This is a genomic window from Paraburkholderia sp. BL23I1N1 (assembly GCF_003610295.1).
Taxonomy (GTDB): Bacteria; Pseudomonadota; Gammaproteobacteria; order Burkholderiales; family Burkholderiaceae; genus Paraburkholderia.
This window is the reverse complement of record NZ_RAPV01000001.1, coordinates 2,310,516-2,332,029: the sequence shown is the minus strand read 5'-3', so window position 1 is coordinate 2,332,029 and position 21,514 is coordinate 2,310,516. Positions and strand designations below refer to the sequence as shown.

Genomic DNA, 21,514 nt, shown 5'->3' with positions numbered 1-21,514 from the left:
GAACCCGAACGCGCCATGATTTCGTACTCCAGCCCGCGCGGGCGAAGCGGCCTGGTCAGGACCTGTGTGAGCGCAGGATTTGCTGATGCCGCGGGCGCATAGTTGTCCATATCTTCTGCAAAGAGCTGCGAGGTTATCGTGGGCTCATGTGGCCACCCGGATGAAAACCCACGACGAGCACGATATAGGCGAGGGCAACGAACACGCCGGCCAACGTGCCGAACGCGTCTCTCGCGCGTGCGCCGCGCCGGAATTGGACCGGAATCCCCACCAGCAGGTACGCGACCGCGAACACGATGGCGACCATCAAAGGCGGGGGAGCGAGTGAGACAACGAAGTCGGCCAATGCGCGCATGCGCACACCTTCAAGAAATCCGGAACAACCGCTTTCCCTCTGCGGCGAGTTCCGGTGATTCAGCCAGCGGAAGCGCTGCGCGCCGGGCGAAGCGCCGGTCCGCGCGATTCCGCGAGTAAGAAGCCCATTAATGAAGCTGGGCGACCAATGCGTCCGCGCCCTTGTCGAGGCCGGTCTTCGCCGCGCTCAATGAACCGAAGGCTGCCGGCAGGTTCATCGCATTCGGATATTGCTTCGACACGTATGCCTTCAGCAGTTGGCCATTCGCGCTGTCATAAATTTCCACCGCGTAGGAAACCGAGCCACTGAATGCGCCCTGGCCACCGCGAATCGACTGTACGCCGTTATACAGATTGCCCGCGAGGTCGAAGTGCATGACCTGTCCGACCAGCATCGTGGTCGTTTCGGCGCCCGTCAGCGTCAGCTTGACCCGCAGGGTGTTCGGGCCGGTCTGCTGCGCAACGTGGAACCGTGTCCCCAATTTTTCCGAAAACGTCTTTCCCATGTAATCGGCAAGCGCGGCCCGGTCGGCGCTCTTCAAGTCGCCGAACTGGTTGTCGGTGCCCTGATACACGACGACCGGATCCAGCAGGACCTGCGTGTATTGCGCCCAGGCCACAGGCGCCGAGTATTGATAAGGCACCTTGCCTGAATCGTCACCGCGGTTCTGCGTCATTTTCGGCGCAGAGGAGATGCCCGTATAGGCGACCGGTTGCACCCCCGCGCACGCGGTCAAAGTCAGCACCGCTGCGGCGGTGAAAAGAAGCGGGGCGAGGTTTTTCTTCAGCATTGCGTGTTCCTTGGAGGGTAAATGGGCGTGGAGGAAGGCGTCCTGTTCAGGGCGGAACCGATGAGGCCGAACAGTAGCACCGTCGTTATTTTTTGTAAACCGTCTATCCGGGTTGTGTTTATGACATGCTTGTCACGGTACAATTCCAGCCCTCAGCGCGAGCCCGGTTTTGAGCCTGCTCGCGCCGCAATCATCGCGATTTCATCAATATCGATCATGGATAACCAGACCCGTTCGGAGATTTCACGCAGAAGGGCGATTGAAGCCGCTTTCACCATCCTCACCCGGGACGGTGTCGGTGGACTGACGTTCGATTCCCTGGCGCGCGAAAGCGGCATCAGCAAGGGCGGACTGCTGCATCAGTTCCGCACCAAGCACGGCGTGCTGTCCGCGCTGCTGGATTTTCAGCGGCAGCAGTTCGAGCACATTGGGCGCGACTATAAGGCGAAGGAAGGGGCGTCGAAGGCCGAACCGAGCCTGGCGGCACAGATCGCAATTTATCGGGAATCCGTCAATCAGCCGCATTCGGTGGCGCGCGCCATTCTCGCCGCGATTATCGAGAGCCCGACCTTGCTTGAAGACATGAAGCCAAGTGACTCGGCAAAAATGAAGGCGCTGGAAGACGAAGCAACCGACCTGGATTTGTCGCTGTTGCGATACTTTGCTGCCAGCAGTCTCGCGTTTCACGCTCTGCTGGGCTTGTCGCCGGTGAGCGATCCGGCTCGCAACAGGCTGTTCGACCGTCTCCTCGATGAAGAGAGCTGGCAGGGTCATAACGTGCCGCCAAAATGCAGCAAGCGGTCCGCGGGCTGACAGCCGCATCAGTCGTCAAATGGATCAAGGGCTGAGTGGCCGGTTGGGGGCCGCGATGTAGCAGTGAGCAAGCCGGTCGCCGAATTTGACCCAGGCGTTCGCCATAAAAATAAACCGTCTGGGCGGCTTGCATCGTTGAATTGCAGTGTTACGCTGGCGCCTCACATGAGCCGTCAAGCTTCGATTTGGGCTGTGCGGGGGTTATGCGTGTCTTACGCATGCCTTATGCGCCCGCAAGCGGATGCAGAAAATGAATGAAGCCAACTTAATCGCGTGTCACGAATGTGACTTGCTCCAGTGGAAGGCGCCGCTGTTCGAGCGCGGTACCGCGCGTTGTCAGCGATGCGGTGCGGCGCTCTATCGAAGCCTGCCGGCCACCTACGATCGCGCTTTGGCGTTCACGCTGGCTGCCGGGATCCTGTTCGTGATTGCCAACTGTTTTCCGATTGTCGGACTTTGGGTCAAGGGATCGCTCGTCGAAACCACGCTGTTCGGGGCGATTTCTTCGCTGTATGCCGACGGTATGTGGCCGATTGCAGGTCTGGTTCTGGTGACGACAGTTCTGATGCCGGCACTGAACATAGCGGCGGTGATCTATCTGCTCCTGCCGCTGCACATTGGCGGTGTGCCGCAACGTCCCGAGATCGTTCTGCGTGTGCTAAAGCATGTCGCGCCTTGGGGAATGATCGAAGTGCTCATGCTTGCGATGCTGGTCGCGCTCGTCAAACTCCAGCACTTTGCAAGCGTTGTTCCCGGCGTCGCGATCTGGGCATTCGGCGCGGTGATGGTGCTGCTCGCGGTTGCCGCTGTTTCGTTCAATCCGCGTGATATATGGGCGCGTATCGAAAGCGTGCCGGGCGGCGACGTTGCGTCACACGTGTTAAAGGCCGGTGCCAAGGTGGTTACCGCCGCCCGAGCCGGTCTATCCGTTTGCCACGACTGCGGCTTGCTATCGAAGCCGCTCGGTCATGTTCATGGCGGGATTTGTCCGCGTTGCAGTGCAGTGTTGCATTTGCGCAAGCCCAATAGCCTTGCACGCACCTGGGTATTCCTGCTTGCCGCGATGGTGCTCTATATCCCGGCCGTTCTCCTGCCGGTTATGGTCACCAGCACCTTATTTAAAGCGCAATCCGACACGATTCTGAGCGGCGTTGTGTTTCTCTGGACCTCTGGATCGTGGGCGCTTGCCACGATCGTTTTCATCGCCAGCATCGTAGTGCCCATGCTCAAAATCCTGTCACTTGCCTATCTCGCCTGGAGTACCCAGTTGCGCTCGTCTCTCATGCCGCGCAAGCGGACACGTATTTACCGACTGGTGGAGTTCGTCGGCCGCTGGTCGATGCTCGATATCTACGTCATCACCATCCTAGTGGCGCTCGTGCAATTCGGCTCTGTTGCAACGATCGACGCGGGTCCTGGGGCGATAGCATTCGGTTCGGTAGTCGTGCTGACCATGTTCGCCGCGTTGTCGTTCGATCCACGGCTCATCTGGGACGCAGTGGAGTTGGACGGTGAATAACGCATCAGGACAGAACGATAGCGAAGAGGCGGCGGGGTTTCCAACAGCGGTCCATGAGAAGCGGTCGAAATGGCGCATGCAGCTTGTGTGGCTAGTGCCCTTTGTGGCCGTGCTGATAGCCGGCGGACTGGCGGCGCAGTCGATCATGCAAAGAGGCCCGACCATCACCATCAGCTTTACTACAGGAGAGGGCATCGAGGCCGGCAAGACCAAGATCAAGTTCAAGAACGTCGACATTGGCGTGATCAAAAGTCTCGCACTTTCCGACGATCACAAAACGGTGCTTGCCAGCGCAGAAATGTCTCACATCGCTTCCAGCATGCTGGTCGACGACACCCGCTTCTGGGTCGTCCGGCCGCGCATTGCGGGAGGCACCGTATCGGGCATCAGTACCTTGATATCCGGCTCTCACATTGGAATGGACATCGGTACGTCGCAAAAAGTGCGGCGCGATTTTGTCGGTCTCGAGTCACCGCCTGTTCTCGCTTCAGGAGCGCCGGGGCGAGAGTTCGTGCTCAAAAGTGGCAACATTGGCTCACTCGATATCGGTTCGCCCGTATTCTTTCGTCGCCTTCAGGTTGGCCAGATCGTGTCCTACGCGCTCGATCCCGACGGTGCAGGAATGACCGTCCACGTTTTCATCAACGCGCCGTATGACAAGTACGTCACGAACGACACGCGTTTCTGGCAAGCGAGCGGCGTGGATGTGACGCTGGACACGACCGGCGTGAAGGTCAACACCGAATCGTTGGTCTCCGTTCTGATCGGCGGCCTTGCGTTCGAGAACCCACCCGACGCAACGAATACGTCTGAAGCCGATGCGAAGCGCCAGTTTCGGCTTTTCGGCGATCGGGGCGATGCAATGAGGCGGCATGATGCGATCGTCGACAAATACGTGCTGAACTTTAACGACTCGGTGCGTGGCTTGAGCGTCGGCGCCCCCGTCGACTTCCGGGGAATTGTCATTGGTGAGGTATCGGCGATCTCGGCGCACTTCGATCCGGTCAGCAAGGAATTCAGTATCCCTGTCGAGGTCAACATCTTTCCTGAACGCCTGGTCCCGCGCGAGAACTGGCAAAGCAGTGTTGGGAGCAAGCAGTCCGAAAGAAAGGCGTTTGCCGACTATCTGATATCGAAAGGGTTGCGAGCGCAACTGAGAACAGCGAGCCTGCTTACGGGACAACTGTACATTGCGATCGATTTCTTCCCCGCGGCGCCGAAGGCGACAGTGAACTGGAATAACGCGATCCCCCAATTACCCACGGTGCCGGGTAATCTGCAAGGTTTGCAAGACGCCATTGCAAGTCTCGTCGCGAAGCTGAACGCCATTCCGTTTGAAGGAATCAGTAAAGACCTCCGCAAGACCATGAGTGACGCGGATGCGCTTTTGAACACCATCAATACGGACCTGGCCCCCGATGCAAAGGCTACGTTGGCCGCCGCTCGTGAGGCGCTCACGTCAGCGAATCGCGCGATGCAAAGCGATTCGCCCTTGCAGCAAGGCACGACTGAAACCATGCAGGAACTATCACGGGCCGCCGCCTCGGTACGCTCGCTGGCGGACTATCTCCAACGTCATCCGGAAGCGCTGATTCGGGGCAAAAGCGAGGATAAGCCATGAGCCGATTTTCGTCGTTTTCCTTGGGAATGATCGCGCTTGGCCTGGTTGCCGGGTGTGCGACGTCGCCATCGTCGCAGTTCTATACGTTGAGTGCGGTGCAAGTTGTCGAGCTGCATCCGGATATGAAGCCGATCGCGATCGCGATCGGTCCGGTTACGGTTCCGGAATTGGTCGATCGACCACAAATCGTATCCAGGATTGACGCGAACCGTGTCTCGATCAATGAATTCGCCCGCTGGGCCGATCCGTTGAAGAGTCAGATTCCACGCGTACTGGCTGCAGAACTCGCACAGTTCATCCCGGGTTCGATCGTATCGGTCTACCCACAACGCGTGGACGACAATGCTTATCGCGTGTCGGTTGACGTGCAAAGCTTCGATTCGCCCACGAGCGGTACGGTGACGCTGGCGGTGATCTGGTCGGTGCGTCCGCCGAAGCGGGGAGAACCGGTTGCGGGGCGCACGGTTGTACACGAGGCGAAAAGCGAGCCCGGTTACGACGCGCTGGTCAACGCACACAACCGGGGCCTCTCGTCCGTGGCGCGTGATATCGCGGTAGCGACGCAATCCGCTGCACGGCAGTGAAACGGTGGCACTCGCGGCACCCGCGGCACTCGACAAGGTGTCAGCCCGCGTTACGCACCTGTTCGCGCGTCGCCACTTTCTTCACCGACGATTTCGCGGCGCTCGCGTGCGAGACCACCTCATTCTCGCCAATGATCTTCGCGATCTCGGCATCGGCCTGCGCGCCGTACTGCGCAAACACATCGGTCTGATAGGTCGTCGTAGTGGCCGCGCCGAGCTGTGTGCCGGAATCGTTGCGCGTATCGGCGTCGACCTGCATCGACAGGCCGATGCGCAACGGATGCGCCTGAAGTTCACGCTGGTCGAGCTGGATACGTACTGGCAGGCGCTGCACGATCTTGATCCAGTTGCCCGTCGCGTTCTGCGCCGGCAGCACGGCGAAGGCGCTACCCGTACCCGCCGAGAAGCCGACCACCCGGCCGTGGTATTTGACGCTGCCGCCGTATACGTCCGCCGTCAGCTCGACCGGCTGGCCGATACGCATGTGCTTGAGCTGGCCTTCCTTGAAGTTCGCATCGACCCATACGCCGTCGAGCGGCACGATTGCCATCAGCGGCGTGCCCGGCGCGACGCGCTGGCCGACCTGCACCGAACGTTGGGCCACATACCCGGTGACGGGGGCCGGCAACGTGTTGCGTGCGTAGTTCAGGTAGGCGTCGCGCACCTTCGAGGCTGCGGCCTGCACATTCGGATGCCGTTCGACCGTGGTGCGGTCGGTGAGGGCGTGATTGGCCTCGGCCTGCTGGCGGGCCGCATCGAGCGCCGCCTGGGCCACGTTCACCGCATCGCGGGCGTGGGCAATGTCTTCGGCGGACACCGCACCGGTGCCCGCGACGGCCTCGCGCCGGTGCAGATCGTCGTTGGCGCGGGCGAGATCCGCCGCGCGCTGGGCCACCGTGGCCGCATAGAAATCGTTGTTCACGTACAGGCCGCTGACCTGCCGCACGGTCTGGCCGAGCGTCGCTTCGGCGTTGAGCAGTGCGACTTTCGCATCGGCGCCGTCGAGCGTGACGACCGGGTCGCCCTGTTTGACGATCTGCGTGTCGTCCGCGTTGACCGCCACCACCGTTCCGGAGACCTGCGGCGTGAGTTGCACCAGATTGCCGCTGACGTAGGCATCGTCGGTCGACTGGTGATAGCGGGCGTACGTCATGTAGTACGCGCCGTAGGCTGCACCCGCCGCGACCACAGCCAGGCCGAGCAGCGCGAGCAGCAGCTTGCGCTTGCCGGGCGGGGTTGCTTGGGGTGCGTTGCCTGCGGGTGTTGCAGGTGTTGCGGACGCGCCGCCGGTGTTCTCGACGACAGTATCGGTATCCGCCGTCTTGCGGCCGGACGTGGTGGTATCGCTCATTTCAGTTCTCCTGACAGGTGTGCGAACGTGCCGTATCAACGTGCGGCGACGGCGGGACTGGATTGCGCGGCAGTGTCCGCGCGACGGGTTTCATCTTTCGAGGTGTCGACATAGCCGCCACCGAGTGCCGAGGCGAGCGCAATCTGCTGGTCGCGGCGGTCCATCTTCAGATCGGCCACGGCCTGATCGGCATGCAGCGCGTTCATGTCGGCGTTGAGCACGGTCAGCTGGTTGGTCAGGCCGGCCTTGTATTGCGTGATGGCCAATTGGTCGACGCTCTGCGCGGCCTCCTGCGCGGCCTGTGCGTCGACGAGCTGCACGTCGCTCGAACGGATCTGCGCGAGTTGCGTGGCCACGTCGGTCAGCGCGGTGATCAGCGTCTGGTTGTAGCCGGCCACGGCATAGTCGGATTCGGCGTAACGGCCTTTCAGCTGGGCGCGCAATTCGCCGCCATCGAAGATCGGCAGATGGATCGCGGCGCCGGCCGATCCGGTGCGGCTCGCGGCGGTGAGGAAGCGGCCGAAGCCGAACGCGTCGAGCCCCATGGCGGCGCTCAGGTTGATGTCCGGGTAGAACCCGGCCTTGGCTTCCTTCACCTCATGCGTGAGCGCATCGACGCGCCAGCGGGCGGCCACGATGTCCGGTCGGCGGCTCACCAGATCCGCGGGCAGGTTGTCCGGCAGACGCACTTCGTCGCCCACGCCGAGCGTTGGGCGCGCGATCGACAGACCGCGATCCGGGCCCGCGCCGAGCAATGCGGCGAGCTGGTAACGGGTGGTCAGAATGCTGCCGTCGAGGGCCGCGAGGCTGGCGCGGCTCGTGGCGAGATTCGCCTGCGCGGTCTTGCGTTCCACTTCGGTATCGAGACCCGTCGCGATCCGGCCCGCGGTGATGCGGTCGATCTGCTCGCGGCGCGCGACCTCCTGCTGGGCGATGTCGCGCAGTGCGTACAGACGGGCGAACTGGTTGTAGGTGCGCGCAATCGACGTATTCAGCGTGAGCTTGACGACTTCCGCATCGGCCTGGCTGGCCTCGGTTTGCGACACGGCGGCTTTCAGTGCTTCCCGGTTCTTGCCCCACAGGTCGAGGTCGTAGGAAGCGGAGAGCAGGCCCTTGTTCTCGGTCTGCCACGAGCCGGCGTAGGGCGGCGGCACGAGTGCGGTGCCGCTGTACTGCTGGCGTGTGAGCGAGTAGTTCGCGTCCACGCGCGGCAGCGTGTTCGCCTTGGCGGTTTCGCTGAACGCCTGCGCCTGGGCGACCCGGGCACGGGCCTGTTCGAGCGTCGGGCTGCCCTTGAGGGCTTCGGCGAGCAGCGCCTTCAGTTGGGCGTCACCGAACTGGTCGGCCCAGTCGGCAGCCGGCCAGTGACCGCTTTCGGCCGGCACGCTTTGTGTGGATTCGTACTGCTGCGGCGCGGTTATCTGCTTGTCGCTGTGGATGCCGGCGTAGTTGGCACAGGCGGAGAGCACGGCGGCGAAGATAGCCGACACGCCCAGTTTCACCACACGAGCACCGCGGCTGGTTTTGGAAAACTGCGTATTCATTTTCTGACCTATCAGATAATTGGACAAAAAAAATCGGAACGGTTGGACCCGGCTCAATCGCCAACGAACTTGCGAAGCAGGTGGCACAATTCGTCGAACTCGACCTTGGTGAACTTCTTCAGCCGGGCGTTCAGCACCTGCGGCGCGATTTCCTGAATCCGGGCCGCAACTTCCTCGCCCTTCGACGTAAGCGCCAGATTGACCACGCGGCGATCGTCGACACTGCGCGAGCGCCCGAGCAAACTTTTCGCTTCCAGCTTATCCAGCATGCGTGTCATCAGGCCCGTGTCGATGTCGAGCAGCTTTGACAGTTCGAATGGCGTAGTCGCGACGCCATGCGTGAGCGAAAGCAGGATGACCATGTGCTGGCTGCTGATGTCGAGATCCCTCAGTGCCGCGTCCATCTCTGCCGTGATCACGTTTCGCGCCGTGTTCAGCGTGAAACCGACGCTTTGCGTAAGCATGAAACTTTCCTTTGAGTAGTGATCCATCGAACTCTCCAGTTGCTGATTTATACAATAGCTGCATAGTCAGATATAGTCAAGATTTTTTTACTCCCGTTCTTCGCGACTGGTTTCGTTCCGTACATCGATCAGTGCCCACTGGCACCCGCTGCGCCCGCGCTCGCGCCCTTGCCGGGCTTCGTCACCCAGATCAGCGGAATGATCACGAGAAAAATGCCCCCCGACAGCCAGAAGATGTCGTTCAACCCCAGCATCGTGGCTTGTGCGTTCAGCGACGCCTCAAAGAACGCCGTGGCTTTGGCCGTGCTGACGTCGAGCGTTGTCTGCAGGTTGGCGATGGCGTCGACAAAGGTCGGATTGTTCACGCTCGTCTGTTCAGTCAGTCGCGCATGGTGCAGGATCGTGCGGTTGTTCCAGCCGGTACTCAACAGCGATGTTCCCACTGCGCCGGCGAAGATCCGCACGAAGTTCGAGAGACCGGCCGCCGCCGGGATCTTGTCAGGCGAAAGGCCCGACAGGATGATCGCGGTGAGCGGCGTGAAGAAGAGGGCGGTGGGAATGCCTTGCAGCAGGGTCGGAAGAACCAGGGTATAGGGGCCGACCCCCGTCGTGTAAAGCGAGCGCATGAAGAACACGCCGGCGAAGCCGAGAAAGGCAAGCGTGGCGAGCACCCGCATATCCGACTTCGGCATGATCTTGCCCAGAAACGGCGCGAGGATCACCGCGAAGATGCCGAGCGGCGCGGTGACGAGCCCTGCGTCGACCGAGCGGTAACCGAGAAAGCCCTGAATCCATTGGGGCAGGATGACCAGGTTCGCGAAGAACACGGCATACGCGACCGAAATCGCCACCGTGCCGCCGAGGAAGTTGCGTCCGGCAAAGAGCCGCAGGTTGATGATCGGCTTTTCCTCAGTCAATTCCCAGATCAGGAAGAACACGAAACTGATCAGCGCGAACACACTTAGCGCCCAGATTACCGGGGAGTTGAACCAGTCGAGATCCTTGCCCTTGTCGAGCATGATCTGCAGCGATGCGACCCACGCGATCAGCGAGAACAGGCCCACCTTGTCGATCGGCAATTTGCGTGCGGGTGTTTCGCGGTCGCGATAGATCGCCCAGATCGTGCCGGCGGCGAACAGGCCCACCGGAATGTTGATGTAGAAAATCCACGACCAGCTGTAGCTATCCGTAATCCAGCCGCCTAATGCCGGTCCCGCGATCGGGCCGACAGTGGCCGTCATTGCCCAGAGCGATAGCGCACTCGAGCTCTTCTCCTTCGGGAACGAGCCGAGCAGCATCGACTGCGAAAGCGGCACCAGCGGGCCTGCCACAGCGCCTTGCACTATCCGGGCCGCCAGCAATATCGGCAGGGTGGAGGCCAGGCCACACAACCATGACGAAAAGACGAACAGCAGGATCGCCCAGACGAACAGCTTGACCTGGCCCACACGCTGCGTGAGCCACCCGGTCAACGGAATCGATATGGCGTTGGCCGCGGCGAACAGGGTGATGACCCACGTGCCTTCGTCGACGGACACACCCAGGTTACCGGATATGGTCGGAATCGCGACGTTAGCGATCGACGAGTCCAGCACGTTCATGAACGTGGCGAGTGCCACGGCGAGCGTGCCAAGTGCGAATCTGGCGCCGGTTAGTGGCGCCGGGGCGCCTGCAGTTGTCGACGGGTTCATCTTGCATCCTGTAAGTTGATCCGGAGGTCGGCTGCCCAGTTTTCGGCAACCACAATATCTGATATGTCAGGTATATGAGCAAAAAAATAAAAGCCATTCGCCCGGGAAATCTGTCCTGGAGCCCGCGCAGGCATGCGCGGGTGAGTGGTCAGCATTTACGCGGTGGTTCGGTCGCAGTTATTTCTGATGTGACATTATCTGATACAGCAGATAGATGCAAGAATTTTTTCTGCGCCGCTCGCGAATGCGCGAAACGACGACTGGCGGATTTGATGGAACTGGCGGGCCGTCGCAAAGTTCTTGCGACGGCCCGCGCCGGGTCGAGCACGTCCGATCACACTGCCTTGATCAGCCCGAGTTGCTGAAGGGCGGTCACGCCATCGTCCAGTCCGATTTCTTCGACGATCTTGCCGGCGTTGAGTCGTAGCACGGTGGTGCCTGTGAAATGCATTTTCCGGCCGGTCGCCGCAGGTAACGATCCAATCAGAAAGTCGCTGAATGCCGGGCCGGTATGCGTACCGCCGCCTTCCCAGCGACCGACTACATAGTCTCCCTCGGCGATGAGATCAGCGGCACCCCAGAAGTTGAGGTCTGGAAATGCTTCGCGGAAACCGGTCATGAATGCCTTGATGTCCTCGCGGCCACGACGTGCTTCGTGCAGCGAGTAGCGAAGCAGCATGTCGGGCGCAGCCAGTTCGTCGACGATATCGAGGTTGCAGGTCTTGCCCCAGAAATCGTTGAACCAGCGTCCCACGACGGCCTTGTTGTCATCTTCTCTAGACATGATGAATTCCTCTGACAGTGGTTGGCAGAGAGAAACACAAACGCTTCCCTCTACCTGCACGGTATTTGCACCAGCCGTCGGCGGCCCCTCGTTTCTTGCTGCAATACTCGATGAATATCGAAGGCCTGGTGTCGAGACGCATGACGCGTCGCGATACCGGTTTCCTATGTCAAACATGTCATGCCGCCCGGCGTCGCGCGGAAGTCCGTAAAGATGACAAGAGGTGTGACCGTATCCTTCAGGCGTTGCTGCAAGTTCGGAGCAATTGAAGAGCAAAAAACGGAAGGGCGGCGCCGGACTGCCGGCGTAATCTGATTGCGCAATTGCTCAGATGTGAAAAGGAACGCGGGCGCCGCGTTTGCAGCGTCCGCGTGTAGCGGAATCAGAACGGATAAGCGGGAATCCGCGACCGGGTCGTGATCCATTGCCACTCGCTGAATTGATCGGCGTTAGTCAGCGTGCTGTGATTGAAGCCGTTGCCCGATGCGCCGACTCCACCGATCGGACCATACACCTCGTGCAACACTGTCTGATCGTTGATGTGGATGATGCCGGAGTGAAGCCGGCCAGCAATGCTTTGCGCTCGAGCGAGATTGGCCGACGCGACAGCCGCGACCAGTCCGTATTCCGTAGCATTGGCGAGCTCGACCGCTTCGTCGCCGGTCCTGAACATGGTGATCGGCGCCACGGGGCCAAAGATCTCCTCCTCGAATGCGGCCATGCCACGTGTCACGCCAGTGATAACAGTCGGTTCGAAAAAGAGCCCATTGCGCGAGCCGCCGGTCAATGCCTTTGCGCCCCTGGCGAGTGTCTCGGCGACAATGCGCTCTACATTGGCAGCCTGACGTTCATTGATGATGGGGCCGAGTTGAACCTTCTCGTCAAACGGATCGCCGACGATCAGCGCCTTGGCTTTTCTTGCCAGCGCTTCGGCATACGCTTCGGCGACTTTCTCATGGACAAGGTGACGCCCGGCCGTGAGGCAAATCTGTCCTTGATGGAAAAAAGAGCCCCATGCTCCGGCGCTCGCTGCCGCCTCGATATCCGCGTCGTCCAGTACGATGTAAGGGTTGTTGCCGCCAAGCTCGAGTGAGACGCGCTTGAGCTGGCCGCCCGCAATCGAGCCAATCTGCCGCCCCACGCGAGTGGACCCCGTGAAGCTGATCATATCGACCAGCGGTTCCTCGACGAGTGCCGCACCCGTCTCGGCGCCGCCAGGCAGAACATGGAAGAGCCCCGCGGGCAGCCCGGCTTCTTCGAACAGACGTGCGAAACTGACACCTCCCGCCGCCGGTGTTTGCAAATCGGGCTTCAGTATCACCGCATTGCCCATCGCGAGGGCCGGGCCGATCGCCCGCGAGCCCAGAATGAACGGTGAATTCCAGGGCGTGATGACGCCGATCACACCCACCGGAATACGCCGCGTGATGCTTTGGCGACCGGCCTCCGCAGTGGACGTGAGCACGCCCACCGGCTGACTGCCGAGAGCAGCGGCTTCCAGCACTTCCCGGGCGGACATCTGGACTTCCCATAATGCTTTCGCCCTGATCGAGCCGGTCTCCCTGACGATCTGATCGGCGAGTTCTTCGGCGTGCGTCAGCACGAGCCGGGAAAACTCCCTGAGTACATCGCCGCGCAGCGGGCCCGGTGTGGTTGCCCAATCCTTTTGGGCCTCGCGGGCAATAGCGGCTGCTACCGACACATCTTCCGGCGAAGCGATACCAATTTCGCCGAGCTTCGCGCCCGTTGCCTTCTCGATCACATTTTCACTGCCGAGGCCGGGGTTCTTCCATCCATTGCTGTAGATTTTCGCGCTCCAGACTTCTGTCGGAGCGAGTAGTGCTTGAGTCGTCATGTTCAGTTCACCAGAATGCTGCAACTGTTCGAATCCGCGCAGATTCACGCGGACAATTTCGCGGCGATGCGCTCGGCCAGCATGATGGTCGTGACGTTCGTCGGCACCGACGGAATGTCGGGAATAATCGAGGCGTCGACGACCCGCAACGCTTCGACGCCACGCACCTTGCCCCACGCGTCGACGACGGCGGTGGGATCGGAGTCGGCGCCCATAGGCACGGTCGAGGTAGGGTGGAGATAAGCGGCGACATTCGACACGATGTTCGCTCTGAGCGCCTTGCCGTCGTCTACGGTGTTGCCCGGCGCCATCTCGTGATCGATCACGTCCAGAAACGGTGCGCTTCGACCGATCTGGCGAGACAACTGCACGGCTTCGACTAACCGGCCGAGGTCATTCTGGTCATCGAAAAAGTTGTAGCGAATCTCCGGTGCGGCGCGCGGATCGCGACTCGATAGCCGCAACTGACCGATCGACTTCGGCAGAGTCACTGCACAGGCCAGAACGATTGCGCCACCGGTGGGGCTGACCTTCGGATCGATCAGATGCGTGCCCGAGATTTGGATATCAAGATCGCCGGGCGCCGCGCTCTGCGAGCGTGTCCACACTAGTACAACATCCCGAAAATAGATTGAATAATAAACTGCCCCGGTTATCATGACCGGATGAGCCGAGGCCGCCGTGCAACGCCAGTGAAGCTGGCGAATAAAGAACGACAGGAACTGCTATCGCTGATTGAGCGGAAGACGGCTATGCAGCGAGATGTGATGCGGGCGCGTATCGCGTTGTGGGCCCACGAGGGTCACTCCAATACGGTGATTGCGCGGGAACTGGGTGTCTCGGTGCAAACGGTCTGCCTGTGGCGCAAGCGCATTGCCCGGCAAGGTGTCCAGGGTATTCGCGAGGGCGAGCGCAGTGGCCGTCCGCCACGCATCACGCACGAAGCGCGACTGCAGTTGATTGCGCTGGCGTGTGAAGCGCAGGAGCCTGAGGGACGGGTCACGCCGACGCTCGACGAGATTGCGGCGCGTGCCGTGGAGCGCGGCGTCGTCGGGCAGATCAGCCGCAGTCACGTGCAGCGCATTCTGCAGGCCGGCGACGTACGCCCGCACCGGGTCCGGCAATGGCTGCACAGTCCAGACCCGGCCTTTCGCGAGAAGGTCAACGTGATTTGCAAGCTGTAGCGCAAGGCGCCGCGAAACGCGGTAGTGCTCAGCATCGACGAGAAGACCGGCATTCAGGCCATTGAGCGCAAGCACCCGGGACGGGCACCCGCGCCAGGACGGCTGCGTCGCCGTGAATTCGAATATATCCGTCACGGCACCCAGGCGTTGATTGCTGCGCTCGATGTGCATACCGGAAAGGTGTTGGCAGAGTGCCGCGAGCGGCGCACCCAGGACGATCTGGTAGCCTTCATGGAACGCGTGGCAGGCGCGTACCCAGATAAACAGGTGCACGTGGTTTGGGACAATCTGAACACGCATCGCGCGCAGGCCGTCTGGCAGGCGTTCAATGCGCGGCATGGCAAGCGGTTTCACTTCCACTTCACGCCGTTGCACGCAAGCTGGGTCAATCAGATCGAACTCTGGTTTGCCCGTTATACGCGCCGGGTGCTGCGCCATGCCAGCCACACCAGCACCGCGCACCTGCGCGAGCGCACCGGGCAGTTCGTCGGCGAGCACAATCAGGCCGCACGCCCCTTCAAATGGAGTTTCCGGGGCTATCCGCTGCAAAGCGGTGCATCGTAATCGAGGAACGCAGATGCCAGCTGTACCCGCCAAACACCACGCTGCTGAACTGCAGCGTCAACTGCGCAGCCTGCTCGGTCATGAGCAGATCGTCACGCAAGCCTACGGGCGCCACTTGCTGATCAAACGTCTGGATAATGACGAGCCAACCGTCGTGGCGCGCCTCACCGAGCTCGGCCGCAATCGATATGGCGCCGCCTTTCGCAGCCATAGTGGGCGTTGGGAACCGCTGCCGGGCACGGGTTCGCTCGACGAAATGGCCGATGTGGTCGTCACGCTCCTGCAGCCTTATTTGCAGCCTGATAATTATTAAACGTATTTACGGGATGTTGTACTAGTCGGCGCGCCGGACTATTTCGAGCGCCGCGGGAAACCGGCACATCCAGGGCAGCTTGCCGAACACGCGTGCATTCAGTTCCGCATGCCGAACACCGGCAAGCTGCAGGTCTGGCAATTGCGGCGCGATGCCGACGACCCCGAGGTGCAACTCGCCGCAGCAGTGACATGCAATACCAACGAGGCACGCTTGTGCTTCGCGCTGGAAGGTCTCGGTATTGCCTACATGTCGGATTTCACGGTACGCGATGCCCTCGATGACGGCAGGCTGGTGACGGTGCTGGACGAATACACGACTGACCACAACACCTTCCAGCTATTGTGGCCATCCGGCAGACATATCACGCCGAAGCTTCGGGCGTTCATCGATTTCATCAGCGAACACGTGCCGCTCGAAAAGGCGCGTCAATAGCTGTCACTGGCGAGCAGCCCGTGTTGCAGCGCAGTGTTGACACGAGTGCTCCCGAGTTAGATTGCCCTGATATCTACCAGACCGAATCGCCGCGGATCACCGCGTCGGCGCCACCGTCGATGAAAATGGTCTGGCCGGTCATATGGCCGTTCTTTTCGCTGGCGAGCCATGCGAGGAACTCGGCCGCGGCCGAAGGCTCGTATGGGCCGCCGAGTGGCATGGGTGTGCTGGCGCTAACGGCGCGCTTCTTATCGGGGTCCTCAAAAAGCCGCGCCAGCAATTCTGTTTTGACGAGTCCAGGCGCAAGCGCATTCAGCGGTATGCCCGATTCAGCCCAATCCGCATTGATCGCATTGCGCCGGATCCATCGTGAAAGCGCTCGCTTGGATGTTGCGTAGGCGTAGTTCGCATCTCGTGCCCGTTCCAATGCCTGTTCCTCTGTGCCGTTCAGCATCATGTTCAGAAGCTGCTCGTCGTAGGGATGGACGGAGGTAATGGAGGAGACGGCCAAGGCGCGAGGAGCCGCCGATTTCAGCAGCAGTGGCCGGAGCCCTTGCAAGGTTGCCACGGCGCCGTAATAGTTGATTGCTGCGGTGGCAGGGCCCGCAATATCGACACCTGCCACGGCAAGAACGGCGTCGATCGCGCCGCCGCTTTTTTGCGCCACCTGCTCAACCAGAGCGGTGCGTCCTTCAGATGTACTCAGGTCTGCGATGACTTCGGCATTGCGAATATCCGTGCCGATCACATAATGGCCCTGTGACTCAAGTAGCTGCCGGGTTGCCAGCCCGATGCCGTATGCCGCGCCTGTAATGACGTATGTTCTGAACGTATTGGACATAGAGAGTTCTCCTTTGAGGACGGCCCACAGGGGCGAAGCAGTCTATGCATCAGCCTGTAGCCGGGGATGGTTTGCACGACGACAAGGTAGCCGTCCCGGCGAGAATGATGAAGGAGGTTGCGGTTCCAGACAGTGCGGACAAGATGTCCGGAGGGCAAGGGCGATGGGCCGCGGTCATTTTCTGATCCAGGCCGCGACATGACGATCGAGGTTCCAGCAATCCATGCACGGACACGGTGCCGATTCGGCACTCAGGTGTGCGCGCCGTCACCGGAGCGGGGCAAAAACCTACTGTGTCGCGCCGAAATGCGGCGATTTTCGTTTGGCATGCTTCTAGCTTAGGAAGACGTGCAAGGAGCCGGCGCATCATCCGGTTTAACACACAATCTGGAAATGGACGGCTAGGGTTCCGGCCTGCTTCACGCAGGTGCTGGTCCGAGAGCTGTCGACCTCAGGTGAGGTTACACGGCGGGACAAAAGCCCGGGAGAGAACGCGATGTTTGCGCTGCTCCCTGCCGTCGCTAACCGTCCCTTCCGAGGTCAACCTCATGCGCAAGCTCGTTCGCATTCTCAGCATCGCCGCCGTCTCTCTCGCCGCTGTCGCTTCAACTCCCTCGTTTGCCGCCGGACGCACCGACTTCAAGGTGTGCTGGACCATTTACGCGGGCTGGATGCCGTGGGGGCAGGCCAAAACCCAGGGCATCGTTTCAAAGTGGGCCAAAAAATACGGCATCAACGTCGATGTCGTGCAACTGAACGATTACGTCGAATCCATCAATCAGTACACCGCAGGCAAGTTCGACGGCTGCGCGATGACCAACATGGACGCGCTGACCATCCCGGCCTCGGGCGGCGTGGATTCGACGGCGCTGATCGTCAGCGACTATTCGAACGGCAACGATGGCGTGCTCATCAAGGGTAAAGGCAAGCAGATTGCCGACCTGAAGGGCCAGCAGATCAACCTGGTCCAGTTCTCGGTATCGCACTACCTGCTGGCACGCGCCCTCGAAAGCGCGCATATGAGCGAGCGCGACCTCAAAGTGGTGAATACGTCCGACGCCGACATCTCGGGTGCGTTCGCCACGCCCGCCGTCCGCAACGCGGTGACGTGGAACCCGATGCTTGCCGACCTGAAGGCGCAACCAAACGTCACCGAAGTCTTCGACTCGAGCAAGATCCCCGGCGAAATCATGGACATGATGGTCGTCAACACGAAGACCTTGAACGACAACCCGGCGCTCGGCAAGGCGCTGACGGGCGCATGGTTCGAGATGGTCGCGTTGATGCGAGCCAATAACGCCGACAGCACCACTGCGCTCACCGCGATGGCAAAGGCATCGGGCACCGATCTCGCGGGCTTCAAAGGTCAACTGTCGACCACCGCGCTGTTCTACACGCCGAAGGCCGCAGTCGATTTCGTCACCAGCCCCGACATGCCGAAGATCATGACGCGCGTCGCGAAGTTCTCCTTCGATCACGGTCTGCTCGGACAGGATGCGAAGAGCGCGGACGTGGTCGGCATGGCGTTCGACAAGGGGGTCGTGATCGGCAACAGGAGCAACGTGAAGCTGCGCTTCGATCCGACCTACGTGGAAATGGCAGCGGCCGGCAAGCTCTGAGCCAGACAACACGCACTTCATAAGGCGCGCATCCATGCGACTCATCAATCGACGCCCCAGCCGAAGCGGCGGCCTGATGCTGCTGTTGCTGCCGTTCATCGTGCTGATGGCGGTTTATTTCACCGGGTCGTCGATGCGGCTCAAGGTCAATCCCGATGACAAGCTGCTGCCAAGCGCGACGCAAATGAGCGACGCCATCAAGGAGGTCGCTTTCAACGAGGACAAGCGCACGGGCGAGTATCTGCTGTGGTCCGACACGGTATCGAGCTTGCGGCGGCTCGGCATCGGCCTCGTGGTGAGTGCCGTGATCGCCCTGGTGGCGGCTATCGCGACCGGCTCGTTTCCGCTGGTGAGCGCAACGTTTTCACCGTTCATCACGGTGATTTCGATGATACCTCCGCTCGCGATGCTGCCGATTCTGTTCATCGTGTTCGGACTCGACGAATTGTCGAAGGTGGTACTGATCGTGGTCGGCATTACGCCGATGATCATCCGCGATCTGCATGCGCGGACTCGCGAGATTCCGACCGAGTTGTGGGTCAAGGCGCAGACGCTCGGCGCAACCAGTTGGACCTTGATTCTGCGTCTCGTGCTGCCGCAATTGCTGCCGCGCTTACTGGTGGCGATGCGTCTCTCACTCGGCGCTGCATGGCTGTTTCTGATCGCCGCGGAAGCAATCGCTTCGACGGACGGACTCGGCTACCGCATTTTTCTGGTGCGCCGCTACCTGGCGATGGACGTGATCCTGCCTTACGTCGCGTGGATCACGCTGCTCGCGTGGCTCACCGACGAGTTCCTGCGCCGCCTGACGCAATGGTCGTTCCCCTGGTATGGCGGAGGCGCACGATGATCGAAGTTCGTAACGTCTGGAAGGAATACGGCGATCAGGTCGTGCTCGAACGATTGACCCTGCGCGTCGAAGAGGGCGAGTTCTGTTCGATGGTCGGCGCATCGGGCTGTGGCAAGTCGACCTTCCTGCGGCTATTGCTCGGTCAGGAACGGGCGACGCGCGGCGAGATTCTGCTCGACGGCGAACCCTTGCCGAGGGAACCCGATGAACATCGCGGCGTGGTGTTCCAGCGCTATTCGGTGTTCGAGCATCTGAGCGTGCTGCGCAACGTGATGCTGGGACTCGAATTGCCGCGCGCGAAGTTCACGGGCCGGCTGTTCGGCGCACCGCGGCGTGCGGCACGTGACGAAGCCGCAGCGATGCTGGAGCGCGTGGGCCTCGGCGCGGCGCTGGATAAGTATCCGCAGCAACTGTCGGGCGGCATGCAACAGCGTCTCGCGATTGCCCAGGCGGTGATGATGAAGCCGCGCGTGTTGCTGCTTGATGAGCCATTCGGCGCGCTCGATCCCGGCATCCGCAAGGACATGCATGAATTGCTGCTGGGCCTATGGCGCGAATCGAAGCTGACGATCTTCATGGTCACGCATGATCTGAAGGAAGGCTTCACGCTGGGCAGCCGCGTGCTGGTGTTCGACAAGGTTCGCGTCGATCCTCAAGCGCCCGGCGCCTACGGCGCGCGCATCACCTACAACATTCCGCTCGACCACAGCCGCGACTCCGCATCGTCCATTCACATGGCCCGTGCCGTGGTGGAAGGCGCATCGCGTGTCGAAGCGGTCTCAGCCTAACGGGAATCTGAATAACATGGATTTGCTACTCGAAGAAACCGTCCCCGGCGGCGGTCACGTATCACTGATCGTCAAACGCGGCCAGTCGTTGCGCATCACCGACCTGCGCGGTGGTGCGAACGTCAGCGTCATGTTGATCAACGCCAGCGAGAAAAGCGAACGGCTCAACCTCCCCGATACGCTGAAGTGCCAGCACACGGCGAAACTCACCGCCGGTCATTGTCTGTACTCCGATATGGGCCGCGTGCTTGCCGCGATCGTTGCGGACACATGCGGATGGCACGACAGCATCGGCGGCGTATCGAACGCGGAAGAAGTGCACGAACGCTACGGCACAGGCTGCTATCAGGAGCTGCGCAATGCGTTCTATCGCAACGGCACCGACAACCTGCTCGTCGAGATGGGCAAGTGGGGGCTCGGCATTTCGGACCTGGTGATGACGCTCAATCTCTTTAGCCGTGTCGATGTCACTGACGCAGGCGCATTGAATTTCGTGCCAGGCAATTCGAAGGCGGGCGACTACGTCGACCTGTATGCGCCGATGAACACGCTCGTCGTGCTCACCGCGATCCAGCATCCGCTCGATCCGAATCCGGAGTACGCACCCAAGCCGGTCAAGCTCGCGTTGAGCCACGTGGAGCGCGACGTCGCCGAGCTTTGCCGAACCTCGTGCGAGGAAAACGTGCGCGGTTTCATCAACACCGATCGTTTCTTTCTTTGAGCGAGGCCTGACATCATGACAACGACGCTTACAGTCAGTGACAAACGCCCAGAACAGGCGGTCTTTCGCGTGACACTCGCGGCCGGTGAACCGTGGCTTCATGAACTGAAAGCGGGGCAAACGCTGCGCATTCTCGATCTGGAAGGCAATCAGGCTGTCGATACGCTGTTCTACAGTCTTGCCGATCCGCGTGAGCGTTTCGACCCGCAACGCACGCTGCGCCGGCAGAAAAGCCTGTACCTGACCACAGGCACCGTACTCTATTCGAACCTTGGCAATCCGATGCTGATGATCGTCGCCGATACCTGCGGCCGTCACGATACGCTCGGCGGCGCCTGCGCGCAGGAGAGCAATACGGTGCGCTACGCGTTGGAAAAGCGCTACATGCACAGCTGCCGCGATAACTACCTTCGCGCCTGTGCGCACGACGGACGTTTGTCGAAGCAGGATATCGGCGCGAACATCAACTTCTTCATGAACGTGCCGGTGACGTCCGAAGGCGGTCTTACATTCGAAGACGGCATCTCGGCGCCTGGCAAGTATGTCGAACTGCGTGCGGAAATGGATGTAATCGTGCTGATCTCCAACTGCCCGCAGCTGAACAATCCGTGCAACGCCTATAACCCCACGCCCGCCGAGTTGCTGATATGGAACTGAAGCGTATCCGCAACTGGATTTACTTCGTCATGCTGGTTCGCGCCGGACGATGCTGCACCCGCACGCGCGAACAACTGACCCACGCAGATCGCTGACACGGACCTCTGCCGCGGACGATTGCGGCTTGCAATTCCCACGTGGCGGGACGGCCCGCCCATGAATCCAGTCCCC

At 60.9% G+C, this 21,514-nt stretch carries 20 protein-coding genes, 2 pseudogenes and 1 riboswitch; of the genes and pseudogenes, 12 read left to right on the top strand and 10 right to left on the bottom strand.

What is annotated here, in order from left to right; all coding sequences use genetic code 11:
* Positions 1 to 133: 133 nt before the first annotated feature.
* Together B0G76_RS11005 and B0G76_RS11000 are read right to left on the bottom strand one after the other, a co-directional pair.
* Positions 134 to 355: a hypothetical protein gene (locus B0G76_RS11005; protein ID WP_120292046.1), complete on the bottom strand. Its 222-nt coding sequence runs from the start codon at positions 353 to 355 to the stop codon at positions 134 to 136.
* Positions 356 to 482: 127 nt separating this feature from the next.
* A complete protein-coding gene (locus B0G76_RS11000; RefSeq protein WP_120292044.1) occupies positions 483 to 1,145 on the bottom strand; it encodes a DUF3313 domain-containing protein in 663 nt (220 codons plus the stop codon).
* A gap of 216 nt (positions 1,146 to 1,361) precedes the next feature.
* Here B0G76_RS11000 and B0G76_RS10995 point away from each other — a divergent pair, with 216 nt between their 5' ends.
* The 4 genes from B0G76_RS10995 (at position 1,362) to B0G76_RS10980 (ending at position 5,682) form a co-directional block, all read left to right on the top strand.
* Positions 1,362 to 1,958, top strand: a complete 597-nt coding sequence (locus B0G76_RS10995) for a TetR/AcrR family transcriptional regulator (RefSeq protein WP_120292042.1) — start codon at positions 1,362 to 1,364, stop codon at positions 1,956 to 1,958.
* Between the two features lie 250 nt (positions 1,959 to 2,208).
* Positions 2,209 to 3,477 carry a paraquat-inducible protein A gene (locus B0G76_RS10990; protein ID WP_120296307.1) on the top strand — a complete coding sequence of 423 codons (1,269 nt, stop codon included), beginning with the start codon at positions 2,209 to 2,211 and terminating at the stop codon, positions 3,475 to 3,477.
* Positions 3,478 to 3,553: 76 nt separating this feature from the next.
* Positions 3,554 to 5,098, top strand: a complete 1,545-nt coding sequence (locus tag B0G76_RS10985; RefSeq protein ID WP_120292040.1) for an intermembrane transport protein PqiB — start codon at positions 3,554 to 3,556, stop codon at positions 5,096 to 5,098.
* Positions 5,095 to 5,682, top strand: a complete 588-nt coding sequence (locus tag B0G76_RS10980) for a membrane integrity-associated transporter subunit PqiC (protein WP_120292038.1) — start codon at positions 5,095 to 5,097, stop codon at positions 5,680 to 5,682. The genes B0G76_RS10985 and B0G76_RS10980 overlap by 4 nt, the downstream gene beginning before the upstream one ends.
* A 40-nt stretch (positions 5,683 to 5,722) precedes the next feature.
* Here the strand turns inward: B0G76_RS10980 and B0G76_RS10975 are convergent, their stop codons facing one another.
* From B0G76_RS10975 to B0G76_RS10945, 7 genes are all read right to left on the bottom strand, one after another.
* Positions 5,723 to 7,033, bottom strand: coding sequence for an HlyD family efflux transporter periplasmic adaptor subunit (locus B0G76_RS10975; RefSeq protein ID WP_120292036.1), 1,311 nt, complete (start codon positions 7,031 to 7,033; stop codon positions 5,723 to 5,725).
* Positions 7,034 to 7,068: 35 nt separating this feature from the next.
* Positions 7,069 to 8,577 (bottom strand): efflux transporter outer membrane subunit, encoded by a 1,509-nt coding sequence (locus B0G76_RS10970; RefSeq protein ID WP_120292034.1) that lies wholly within the window; start codon positions 8,575 to 8,577, stop codon positions 7,069 to 7,071.
* 53 nt (positions 8,578 to 8,630) lie between these two features.
* On the bottom strand, positions 8,631 to 9,068 hold the full coding sequence (locus tag B0G76_RS10965; RefSeq protein ID WP_120292032.1) for a MarR family winged helix-turn-helix transcriptional regulator: 438 nt from the start codon (positions 9,066 to 9,068) through the stop codon (positions 8,631 to 8,633).
* A 101-nt stretch (positions 9,069 to 9,169) separates the two neighbouring features.
* Positions 9,170 to 10,732, bottom strand: a complete 1,563-nt coding sequence (locus B0G76_RS10960) for a DHA2 family efflux MFS transporter permease subunit (protein WP_120292030.1) — start codon at positions 10,730 to 10,732, stop codon at positions 9,170 to 9,172.
* A gap of 334 nt (positions 10,733 to 11,066) precedes the next feature.
* Complete coding sequence (locus B0G76_RS10955; RefSeq protein WP_120292028.1) at positions 11,067 to 11,516, bottom strand: ester cyclase; 450 nt, start codon at positions 11,514 to 11,516, stop codon at positions 11,067 to 11,069.
* A gap of 382 nt (positions 11,517 to 11,898) precedes the next feature.
* Entirely contained in the window at positions 11,899 to 13,371 is a 1,473-nt protein-coding gene (locus B0G76_RS10950) for a benzaldehyde dehydrogenase (protein WP_120296306.1), read from the bottom strand.
* Between the two features lie 44 nt (positions 13,372 to 13,415).
* On the bottom strand, positions 13,416 to 13,979 hold the full coding sequence (locus tag B0G76_RS10945; protein WP_259460547.1) for a GMC oxidoreductase: 564 nt from the start codon (positions 13,977 to 13,979) through the stop codon (positions 13,416 to 13,418).
* Positions 13,980 to 14,036: 57 nt separating this feature from the next.
* Here B0G76_RS10945 and B0G76_RS10940 point away from each other — a divergent pair.
* The 3 genes and pseudogenes from B0G76_RS10940 to B0G76_RS10930 all read left to right on the top strand — a co-directional run.
* Positions 14,037 to 15,119: pseudogene (locus B0G76_RS10940) on the top strand (IS630 family transposase).
* Positions 15,120 to 15,132: 13 nt separating this feature from the next.
* Positions 15,133 to 15,432: a hypothetical protein gene (locus tag B0G76_RS10935; protein ID WP_120292024.1), complete on the top strand. Its 300-nt coding sequence runs from the start codon at positions 15,133 to 15,135 to the stop codon at positions 15,430 to 15,432.
* Between the two features lie 27 nt (positions 15,433 to 15,459).
* Positions 15,460 to 15,867: pseudogene (locus B0G76_RS10930) on the top strand (LysR substrate-binding domain-containing protein); the annotation flags it as partial.
* A gap of 73 nt (positions 15,868 to 15,940) precedes the next feature.
* Here the strand turns inward: B0G76_RS10930 and B0G76_RS10925 are convergent.
* The gene (locus tag B0G76_RS10925; RefSeq protein ID WP_120292022.1) at positions 15,941 to 16,708 is read right to left on the bottom strand and encodes an SDR family oxidoreductase; all 768 of its coding nucleotides are present in this window, start codon (positions 16,706 to 16,708) and stop codon (positions 15,941 to 15,943) included.
* A gap of 390 nt (positions 16,709 to 17,098) precedes the next feature.
* Positions 17,099 to 17,198, top strand: a riboswitch (guanidine-I (ykkC/yxkD leader).
* 58 nt (positions 17,199 to 17,256) lie between these two features.
* Here B0G76_RS10925 and B0G76_RS10920 point away from each other — a divergent pair.
* Genes B0G76_RS10920 through B0G76_RS10900 form a run of 5 tightly spaced genes read left to right on the top strand, consistent with a single transcriptional unit; the run spans position 17,257 to position 21,343 of the window.
* Positions 17,257 to 18,327 carry a putative urea ABC transporter substrate-binding protein gene (locus B0G76_RS10920; RefSeq protein WP_120292020.1) on the top strand — a complete coding sequence of 357 codons (1,071 nt, stop codon included), beginning with the start codon at positions 17,257 to 17,259 and terminating at the stop codon, positions 18,325 to 18,327.
* 34 nt (positions 18,328 to 18,361) lie between these two features.
* Complete coding sequence (locus tag B0G76_RS10915; protein ID WP_120292018.1) at positions 18,362 to 19,177, top strand: ABC transporter permease; 816 nt, start codon at positions 18,362 to 18,364, stop codon at positions 19,175 to 19,177.
* On the top strand, positions 19,174 to 19,965 hold the full coding sequence (locus tag B0G76_RS10910; protein WP_120292016.1) for an ABC transporter ATP-binding protein: 792 nt from the start codon (positions 19,174 to 19,176) through the stop codon (positions 19,963 to 19,965). The genes B0G76_RS10915 and B0G76_RS10910 overlap by 4 nt, the downstream gene beginning before the upstream one ends.
* 16 nt (positions 19,966 to 19,981) lie before the next feature.
* Positions 19,982 to 20,686, top strand: coding sequence for an urea amidolyase associated protein UAAP1 (locus B0G76_RS10905; protein ID WP_120292014.1), 705 nt, complete (start codon positions 19,982 to 19,984; stop codon positions 20,684 to 20,686).
* 15 nt (positions 20,687 to 20,701) lie between these two features.
* The gene (locus tag B0G76_RS10900; RefSeq protein WP_183082025.1) at positions 20,702 to 21,343 is read left to right on the top strand and encodes an urea amidolyase associated protein UAAP2; all 642 of its coding nucleotides are present in this window, start codon (positions 20,702 to 20,704) and stop codon (positions 21,341 to 21,343) included.
* Positions 21,344 to 21,514: the final 171 nt, after the last annotated feature.